Source organism: Porphyromonas sp. CAG:1061 (assembly GCF_000435035.1).
Taxonomy (GTDB): domain Bacteria; phylum Bacteroidota; class Bacteroidia; order Bacteroidales; family Porphyromonadaceae; genus Porphyromonas_A; species Porphyromonas_A somerae.
Genome location: NZ_HF988941.1, coordinates 14,266 through 15,366 on the forward strand (window position 1 = coordinate 14,266; position 1,101 = coordinate 15,366).

The 1,101-nt window shown below is 45.8% G+C and carries 1 protein-coding gene; it reads right to left on the bottom strand.

What is annotated here, in order from left to right:
- Window positions 1-115: 115 nt before the first annotated feature.
- Window positions 116-769 carry a hypothetical protein gene (locus tag QVO39_RS07810; RefSeq protein ID WP_021903695.1) on the bottom strand — a complete coding sequence of 218 codons (654 nt, stop codon included), beginning with the start codon at window positions 767-769 and terminating at the stop codon, window positions 116-118.
- Window positions 770-1,101 lie beyond the last annotated feature (332 nt).

Here is a 1,101-nt window from a genome sequence, read left to right on the forward strand (position 1 = left end):
CGGACAGTTCGGCCGTCCAAGTGGAGAGCGAGTGTCCGACTTGTCTGACCTGTCCGAACCGTCCGACTTGTCCGAAAAGGCGCCCCAAAACTCTGATCCTATATATAATGTGTATCTACCCCCTGAGTAGGTAAAGCGTCACCCCCTCTTCGCGACCGGTGATACTCTCTATGCCGTCCGTCATAAAGTCATAATTGATGCGGATGTTGCCAAACTGTGAAAGCCGCTCAGTGCGGAAGTCGTAATCAATCCGGTACTGCCCGATGCGCTCCACCTTATTATTGTGGAAGTGGTATTCGATTTGATAACTCCCCACTTTCTCCAATTGGCCAGTTCGCCAGTCATACTTGAATTCATAGGGTCCCAATTTTCGGATCCTCCTTTCATTCCCAATGTCGTACTGTATAGTCCAATTGTAGGGAACCCTCTCTATTCCGTTGCGAAGAGAGTAGGCGACAAAGCCATGCTCGTCATAAATATAAAAGTCCTCCAGTGCTCCGTCGTTGATGATAAAGTATAGGCGGCCATCGATCATTGCACCGAACCGCTTTCCAGTAGCACCTGCATCTATATTTACTTGGGTATCGCCGCGACCCCAGCTGTAGTCATCATTGCCATTGTTCCCATAATCATATCGCCAAGTGCCATCAGGGTAGAGCAATACCACCTGCCCACCTTGTGTGATTGCCTTCATCTGTGCCGCTCCACTTGTGGCTATTGCCCCTATCAATAAGAGAAAAAGCAGCGTCCGTCTCCATTCCTTACTCATACCTTATTACTCTTTTATGAATATATATAGGACAAATGTACTGAAATAATCGCTAGCTTCCTTATTGGCTCGATGACTTTCTCAGGGGTTACCCATTAGAAAGAACTCGCTTCTCATGCTCAACTTATACTCTTCAAAGGAAATGATAGATCCTAAGGACCTCTGCCTAGGTTCTTTCTCATTGTCACTCTGATGAATTCCACTCGGTAAGGCCTTCCTAATGCGTAACCCCCTGATGACTTCCTAAAATAATTGGAAAATATTTCCTGCTCATACTCAGTGTATTACTCTATTTTATGTGATTTTCTTGACGGATATATTTGGTGGAATGG

Excerpts from the sequence above, each read along its gene's own strand:
- QVO39_RS07810 (WP_021903695.1), bottom strand. The coding sequence starts at position 769 with ATGAGTAAGGAATGGAGACGGACGCTGCTTTTTCTCTTATTGATAGGG.